Raw genomic sequence first — 3,696 nt, forward strand, 5'->3', positions numbered from 1 at the left:
GCGGTGATGGCCCCGAGGGTCACCCGGCGCGTGCTGGAGCTGTTCGGCCCCAGTCTGCCGGTCGGCGACTCGCGCGAACGCCTGGAGCCGCTGACGCCGCGCGAGGTGGAGGTCCTGCGCCTGGTCGGGCTCGGGTGCACCAACACGGAGATCACCGCGCGCCTCTTCCTGTCGGAGTCGACGGTCAAGACCCACGTGGGGCGGATCCTGGCCAAGCTCGGGCTGCGCGACCGGGTGCACGCGGTGATCGTGGCCTACGAGACCGGGCTGGTGAGGGTGGGGGGTTGAGCGGACCCCGGGGTCGCCCCTCAGGGGCGGGTGTGCCCGTGCCGTCCGGGGAGGCGGGAGGGGGCCGACCTCCTCCGGATGGCCTGACGGTCATCCGCTCCGCTCCGCCGACCCGTCGGCGCCGACGTGGTCCTGAACCCACTCCACCAGCGGCAGCAGCAGGTCGGTGACCTCGCGGCCGTCCTTGGTGAGACCGTATTCCACGTAGGGCGGCACCACCGGTCTGGCGTCGCGCAGTACCAGGCCGTCCGCCTCGAAGGTGCGCAGGGTCTGGGCGAGCATCTTCTCGCTGATCCCGCCGATCGTGCGCAGCAGCTCACTCCAGCGCAGCGGGCCGCGGGACAGGGCGACGAGGACGAGGACCCCCCACTTGCTGGTGACACCGGCCAGCAGCCGCCGGGAGGGGCAGTCGGAGGACAGGACCCGCCCACGGGGGAAGGCCGGGGAACCGGACGAGGAGTTCATGGGGCCAACTTACCAAAAGGTGGGTACCCCACTTCTGGAATGTGCTGTTGACCAGGGAGGTTGGTGAGAATCGCAGGGCCGGAACGCCCGGCCACAGCGAAGGGAGAACCCCATGTCCGTCGTCATCACCGGTGCCACCGGCCACCTCGGCCGCCTCGTCGTCGAGGACCTCCTGGCCAGGGGCGTTCGGGCGGACCGGATCACCGCCACCGCGCGCGACACCGCCAGACTGGCCGACCTCGCCGACCGGGGCGTGCGCACCGCACGCGCGGACTTCGACGACCCCGCCTCGCTCAAGGAGGCCCTCGCGGGCGCCGACACCCTCCTGCTGGTCTCCGGCAGCGAGGTCGGCGGGCGGGTGGCCCAGCACCGCAACGTGGTCGAGGCCGCCAGGGGCGCTGGAGTCGGACACCTCGTCTACACCAGCGCGCCCAGGGCCACCGACACCACCCTGGTCCTGGCCCCCGAGCACGGGGCCACCGAGGAGATCATCACCGCCTCCGGACTGGCGTACACGATCCTGCGCAACGGCTGGTACAACGAGAACTTCGCGCAGAAGCTGGAGGAGGCGCGTGTGACCGGCGCCTTCGTCGGCAGCGCGGGACAGGGCCGCACCGCCAGCGCCTCGCGGCAGGACCTGGCCGAGGCCGCCTCCGTCGTGCTCCGCGACCCCGGTGCGCACGCCGGTGCCGTGTACGAGCTCTCCGGCGACACCGCGTGGACCTACGACGACCTCGCCGCGACCCTCGGTGAACTGCTCGGTCGCGAGGTGGTCTACCGCGACCTGACCACCGAGGAGCACGTGGCGGCCCTGACCGGTGCGGGCCTGGACGAGGACACCGCGCGCTTCGTGGCCGCCCTGGACACCAACACGCGCGACGGCGAACTGTCCGACACCACCGGGGAGCTGTCCCGCCTCATCGGCCGCCCCACCACCCCGGTCGCCGAGACCCTGCGCGCCCTGCTCTGAGGTCCGGGGCCGCCCCGGGCCCCGCCCGATCCGCCCGCCGGTGCCGCTCCGCGAAGCCCCGCTGGCCCCTCACCCGGAGCCCGGATCCGAGGGGGTCAGCGCCAGCGGCGGTCCGCCGGGCGGTCCCGGAACGGTGTCGGGCACGCCGGTCCGGGGCCGGTCGACCGTGGCGCCGCCAGCGGCGAGGGCCACCGCGGCCAGCCTCCGCGTCANGCCCGCAGTGTTCGGCGATCCGGGTGACCAGGGGGAGTTCGGCCGCCCTGGACCACATGCCGGTGACGGACAGGAACAACTCGACCGAGGACTCCTGCGACAGCACGTCGAGTGGAAGGGGGCGGGCGCCGAACAGCGCGACCAGCTCGGTCAGCGGGTGCCGACTGGTGATCAGGACCACGCTGCCCCGGCCGGTGGGCAGCAGGGGAGCGAGCTGTTCGGCCGATGCGGCGTCGTCGAACAGGAACAGCAGGCGCTGGTCGGCCGTCACCGACCGGAAGAGCTTGGCGAGCTCGCCGGTACCGGTCGGCGGGTCGTCGGTGGCCGCGCCCAGGCCGCGCAGCAGCTGGCGCAGCGCGTCGTCGGGGCGGAGGGCCTCCCCCTCGGGGGCGGAGCCGCGCAGGTCCACGTAGAGCTGGCCGTCGTGGAAGTGGTCCCGGACGCTGTGGCTCCAGTGCAGGGCCAGGGCGGTCTTGCCGACGCCGGAGACCCCGGTGAGGAGGAACACCGCGGGCCAGCCGTCGGCCTCCCGGTCGGTGTCCAGTGCCCGGTCGAGCGTGGACAGCTCCGCCGAGCGGCCGACGAAGCCGCCTACCCCGTAGGGCAGTTCGGCGGGGCGGACCCGGCCGCCGCCGGGCGGGCGGTGCGCGTACTCGCCGTCCCGTTCGGCCGTGAGCAGGTCCAGGTGGAGCCGCTGGAGCCGGGCGCCGGGGTCGGTGCCCAGCTCGCTGGCCAGCCTCGCGCGCAGTGTCGCGTAGACCTCCAGCGCCTCCCCGGTGCGTCCGCAGGCGTGCAGGGCCGACATGAGCAGTCCCGTGAACCGCTCGTGGGTGGGGTGCTCCGCGCACAGGGACAGCAGTTCGGGGATGGCGGCGTCTCCGTGGCCGCGGTCGATCTCGACGCCGTGCAGCTCCTCCAGTGCGTGCAGCCGCCGCTCCTCCAGGGCCGGGCGTGCGTGGGCGACGAGCGCCGGAGTGACACCGCTGAGGGCCGGGCCCGTCCACAGCGACAGCGCGTCGCGCAGCGTGCGGGCCGCCTCGGCGAGGCGGCCGTCGGCGCGCTCGGAGCCCGCGCGTGCCAGGAGCCGCTCGAACACGCCGCTGTCCGTGGCCTCCGCCGCCACGGTCATGCGGTAGCCGCAGGGGCCCCGGACGATCGTGTCCGCGTCCAGGATCTTGCGGAGCCCGTGTACGTGGACCTGGAGCTGGGCTCGTGCGCTGCGCGGTGGGCGTTCGCCCCAGACCAGGTCGATGAGCTGGTGGTCGGAGACGACGGTGTTGGGTCGCAGGAGGAGGGCGGCCAGTACGGTGCGCCGCTTGGGTCCTCCCGGGTCGATCGGACGGCCCTCGGAGTGAACTTCGACGGAACCGAGCAATCTGTACCGAATCCTTGACAGATCGGTTTCCACTCATGCACTCCCTTACGCACGATGAAACATTCGCTGCGCAGCGTCGCGGAGCATATGACACTTTTCAGCGCATCGTCCACCTGTTTGAGGGGGAAGCGCGGAGGGGGTTCGGAACGGCTCGGGGTGAGCTGGGGCTTCGCCTTTTCGGTCTATTAGCGCCTTGTTTCACTAATGGTCGTAAAACACACTCAGAGAGTGAGGTGGGCACGGACCGGGCGGCCCCGGGAAACGTCGTCCGGGGCCGCCCGGGAGGGGAGGGATCAGCCGCAGTTGGTACCGCGCTTGCCGCCCTCGGTGCCGGTGATGCGGCCCATCCAGTCCACGCACTGGCCCGCCGCGTGCAGGTAGACCG

At 72.8% G+C, this 3,696-nt stretch carries 4 protein-coding genes; 2 read left to right on the forward strand and 2 right to left on the reverse strand.

Annotated elements, in window-relative coordinates; translation table 11 throughout:
- Positions 1–288: response regulator transcription factor (locus D455_RS0126980; RefSeq protein WP_017573776.1), on the forward strand; the 288-nt coding region annotated here is incomplete at its 5' end.
- A 90-nt stretch (positions 289–378) separates the two neighbouring features.
- Here the strand turns inward: D455_RS0126980 and D455_RS31865 are convergent.
- Complete coding sequence (locus tag D455_RS31865) at positions 379–753, reverse strand: winged helix-turn-helix transcriptional regulator (RefSeq protein ID WP_017573777.1); 375 nt, start codon at positions 751–753, stop codon at positions 379–381.
- A 112-nt stretch (positions 754–865) separates the two neighbouring features.
- On the opposite strand from D455_RS31865, the gene D455_RS0126990 reads away from it, so the two are divergent.
- The gene (locus tag D455_RS0126990) at positions 866–1,723 is read left to right on the forward strand and encodes an SDR family oxidoreductase (RefSeq protein WP_017573778.1); all 858 of its coding nucleotides are present in this window, start codon (positions 866–868) and stop codon (positions 1,721–1,723) included.
- On the opposite strand, the gene D455_RS31870 is transcribed toward D455_RS0126990, so the two are convergent.
- Complete coding sequence (locus D455_RS31870; RefSeq protein ID WP_449289326.1) at positions 1,671–3,344, reverse strand: BTAD domain-containing putative transcriptional regulator; 1,674 nt, start codon at positions 3,342–3,344, stop codon at positions 1,671–1,673. The genes D455_RS0126990 and D455_RS31870 overlap by 53 nt on opposite strands.
- Between the last annotated feature and the right edge of the window lie 352 nt (positions 3,345–3,696).

Origin of the sequence: Nocardiopsis halotolerans DSM 44410, assembly GCF_000341065.1 — a bacterium.
In the GTDB taxonomy this organism is placed as follows: Bacteria; Actinomycetota; Actinomycetes; order Streptosporangiales; family Streptosporangiaceae; genus Nocardiopsis; species Nocardiopsis halotolerans.